The organism is Haladaptatus sp. R4 (assembly GCF_001625445.1).
In the GTDB taxonomy this organism is placed as follows: Archaea; Halobacteriota; Halobacteria; order Halobacteriales; family Haladaptataceae; genus Haladaptatus.
In genome coordinates, this window is sequence record NZ_LWHG01000014.1 from 1 (window position 1) to 4,318 (window position 4,318).

Annotated in this window: 3 rRNA genes; all 3 read left to right on the top strand. The window is 55.5% G+C overall.

Going from position 1 to position 4,318, the window contains the following annotated elements:
* Positions 1–658: ribosomal RNA gene (locus A4G99_RS09375) — 16S ribosomal RNA — on the top strand; the annotation flags it as partial.
* A 431-nt stretch (positions 659–1,089) separates the two neighbouring features.
* Positions 1,090–4,007: ribosomal RNA gene (locus A4G99_RS09380) — 23S ribosomal RNA — on the top strand.
* A gap of 132 nt (positions 4,008–4,139) precedes the next feature.
* Positions 4,140–4,261: ribosomal RNA gene (gene rrf, locus A4G99_RS09385) — 5S ribosomal RNA — on the top strand.
* The last annotated feature ends 57 nt before the right edge of the window (positions 4,262–4,318 follow it).

Here is a 4,318-nt window from a genome sequence, read left to right on the forward strand (position 1 = left end):
AAGCGAGCCGCCTGGGAAGTACGTCCGCAAGGATGAAACTTAAAGGAATTGGCGGGGGAGCACTACAACCGGAGGAGCCTGCGGTTTAATTGGACTCAACGCCGGACATCTCACCAGCATCGACAATAGCTGTGACAGTCAGTGTGATGAGCTTACTAGAGCTTTTGAGAGGAGGTGCATGGCCGCCGTCAGCTCGTACCGTGAGGCGTCCTGTTAAGTCAGGCAACGAGCGAGACCCGCACTCCTAATTGCCAGCAGCACCCTTGTGGTGGCTGGGTACATTAGGAGGACTGCCGCTGCCAAAGCGGAGGAAGGAACGGGCAACGGTAGGTCAGCATGCCCCGAATGTGCTGGGCTACACGCGGGCTACAATGGTCGAGACAATGGGTTGCAACCCCGAGAGGGGGCGCTAATCTCCGAAACTCGATCGTAGTTCGGATTGAGGGCTGAAACTCGCCCTCATGAAGCTGGATTCGGTAGTAATCGCGCTTCAGAAGAGCGCGGTGAATACGTCCCTGCTCCTTGCACACACCGCCCGTCAAAGCACCCGAGTGAGGTCCGGATGAGGCCATCAGGCGATGGTCGAATCTGGGCTTCGCAAGGGGGCTTAAGTCGTAACAAGGTAGCCGTAGGGGAATCTGCGGCTGGATCACCTCCTAAAGACCGGGATTGGGCCGACGTGCCCAACCCACCTTAACCCGTCAACTTTCGTTGACGGATTGGCACCACACGAACGGTACACTACTCGTCTACCGACGAGGCACCTTTGAACTACCAAGGCTGGTTACACTCTCCCTTTTGGGAGGGTAGCCTTCGCTCGCTGGTGAGCGCCGCTGTTCGACAGCGGTCATGGGTTCGACTCCCGTGGAAGGCCGTCACTTGGGACGATTCAAACCGTGCCCCTTAAGTGGGTCACGACGAAAGAATCAATCCCAACAAACCGATGCACCAACCCGTGAAAACGCGGTTGGGAAGGGTTCGAAACACGCACTCGGCGACCACCGTGTCGTGTAATGACAACCGTATGTACGTGCAATCCAGACGTCCACTGGACTCACAACCGTGAGTTAACAGTGAAACCAAGTTATTCCAACGTGGCTACTGTGCCACCTGGTGAATGGCTCGGCTCGAGCGCCGACGACGGACGTGCCAAGCTGCGAAAAGCCTGAGGAAGCCGCACGGAGGCTAAGAACTCAGGATCTCCGAATGGGAATCCCCCCGCAATTGCCTCGCGCAATGGGGAACGCCGAGAACTGAAACATCTCAGTATCGGCAGGAACAAAAAGCAAACGCGATGTCGCTAGTAACGGCGAGTGAACACGACAAAGTCCAAACCGAAGCCCTCACGGGCAATGTGGTGTACGGACTGACTCTCATCGTCGAAACCGTCTCATGAAGTCTCCTGGAACGGAGCGTGAAACAGGGTGATAACCCCGTAATGAGATCAAGTACGACGTGCGTCAGCTCCCGAGTAGCAGGGGTCGGAAATCCCTTGTGAATGTCGCGGGCATCGACCGCGAAGACTCAATACGACTCGAGACCGATAGCGAACAAGTAGTGTGAACGAACGCTGAAAAGCACCCCGAAAAGGGAGGTGCAATAGGGCCTGAAATCAGGTGGCGATGGAGCGACAGGGCATACAAGGCCCAGCAAAAAACGACCCAGGTGCAAGCCTGCAGTAGGAATTGCTGGGAGCCGATGTTCTGTCGTACGTTTTGAAAAACGAGCCAGGGAGTGTATCTAATTGGCGAGCCTAACCCGAGCATCGGGGCAGGCATAGGGAAACCAATACGGCCGCAGCACTTTGTGTGAGGGCCACCGTCTTCAAGGGCGGGGAGTCAACTGGATACGACCCGAAACCGGATGATCTACGCATGAGCAAGGCGAAGCGTGGCGAAAGCCACGTGGAGGCCTGTTAGAGTTGGTGTCCTACAATACCCTCTCGTGACTTATGTGTAGGGGTGAAAGGCCCATCGAATCCGGCAACAGCTGGTTCCAACCGAAACATGTCGAAGCATGACCTTCACTAAGGTAGTTCGTGGGGTAGAGCGACCGATTGGGAGAACCGTCTCCGAGAGGAGTCGGCCTCCCTGTCAAACTCCAAACCTACGGACGCCGTTGACGTGAGGAATCCGGTGCGCGGGGTAAGCCTGTGTACCGTGAGGGAGACAACCCAGAGCTGGGTTAAGGTCCCAAAGTGCGAGCTAAGTGCGATTGAAGGTGGTCGCAAGCCCTAAACAGCCGGGAGGTGAGCTTAGAAGCAGCTACCCTCTAAGAAAAGCGTAACAGCTTACCGGCCGAGGTTTGCGGCGCCGAAAATGATCGGGGCTCAAGCTCGCCACCGAGACCTAGCAGCACTCTTGATCGAGTGATCTAGTAGGTTGGCATTCTGAATGGGTGGAAGTGCGGGTGAGAACTCGTATGGACCGTTCAGTATCGAAAATCCTGGCCATAGTAGCAGCGTTAGTCGGGTTAGACCCCCGACGACCTAATGAGTAAGGGTTCCTCAGCAATGCTGATCAGCTGAGGGTTAGCCGATCCTAAGTCTCACCGTAATTCGAATGAGGCAATAGGGAAACTGGTTAATATTCCAGTGCTAACACCATTAAAAGTCGACGCCTCAGGAAACACTAAGCCGGGCCTTCGCCCGGTCGAATCGTCCAACTCCGTGGAAGCCGTAATGGCAGGAAGCGGAAGAATGGCGAGATAGCGAAAGTTAGTGGTACCCGGGGCCCGTGAAAAGACGAGCGTGTTAATCGTACCGAGATCCGACACAGGTACTCTGGCGGTGAAAGCCAAGGTCTGTCGGGAGCAACCGACGTTAGGGAATTCGGCAAGTTAGTCCCGTAAGTTCGCGATAAGGGATGCCTGCTCTGCATAAGAGCAGGCCGCAGTGACTCGGACGCTCCAACTGTCTAGTAACAACATAGGTGACCGCAAATCCGCAAGGACTCGTACGGTCACTGAATCCTGCCCAGTGCGGGTATCTGAACACCTAGTACAATAGGACGAAGGACCCGTTAACGGCGGGGGTAACTATGACCCTCTTAAGGTAGCGTAGTACCTTGCCGCTTCAGTAGCGGCTTGCATGAATGGATCAATGAGAGCGTCACTGTCCCAACGTTGGGCCCGGTGAACTGTACATTCCAGTGCGGAGTCTGGAGACCCCCAAGGGGAAGCGAAGACCCTATAGAGCTTTACTGCAGGCTGTCGCTGGGACGTGGTCGCTACTGTGCAGAATAGGTAGGAGCCGTTACACAGGTATCCGCGCTAGCGGATCACCGAGGCATCATTGAAATACTACCCGGTAGTGACTGCGACCCTCACTCCTGGCGGAGGACACCGGTAGCCAGGCAGTTTGACTGGGGCGGTACGCGCTCGAAAAGATATCGAGCGCGCCCCAAGATTTCCTCACTCGGGTCGGAGACCCGAGGAAGAGCGCAAGAGCAAAAGGAAGTCTGACAGTGTCCTACACAACGAGGGACGCTGACGTGAAAACGTGGTCTAGCGAACCAATGAGGCTGCTTGATGCGGCCCATTGATGACAGAAAAGCTACCTTAGGGATAACAGAGTCGTCACCGGCAAGAGCACATATCGACCCGGTGGCTTGCTACCTCGATGTCGGTTCCCTCCATCCTGCCCGTGCAGAAGCGGGCAAGGGTGAGGTTGTTCGCCTATTAAAGGAGGTCGTGAGCTGGGTTTAGACCGTCGTGAGACAGGTCGGCTGCTATCTATTGGGGGTGTTACGGTATCTGACGAGAACGTTCGTATAGTACGAGAGGAACTACGAATGGGTGCCACTGGTGTACCGGTCGTTCGAAAGAGCGCGTGCCGGGCAGCTACGCACCACGGGGTAAGAGCTGAACGCATCTAAGCTCGAAACCCACTTGGAAAAGAGATACCACCGAGATCACTCGTAGAAGACGAGTTCGATAGGCTCGGGATGTACGCGCCGAGGCAACGAGGCGTTCAGTCCGCGAGTACTAACAGATCGACGCCACACAATCATACCGCATTTGGTCTTCACACTCATGGAGTGTGAGTCCAGGCGTATACTGGATTGCACATACATTACGGTTCGTTCGAACCATCAACGATTGGTATCCTGTAGTCACGGTTCGATTCCGTGAGTTGACGTTAAGGCGGCCAGAGCGACAGGGCGACACCCGTACCCATCCCGAACACGGAAGTTAAGCCTGTCTGCGTTTCGGTCAGTACTGGAGTGCGCGAGCCTCTGGGAAATTCGATTCGCCGCCTCCATTCATACTTCATTCATTACCCTCACAGAGCCACCGCTCTGTGGGGGTTTCTCTATTT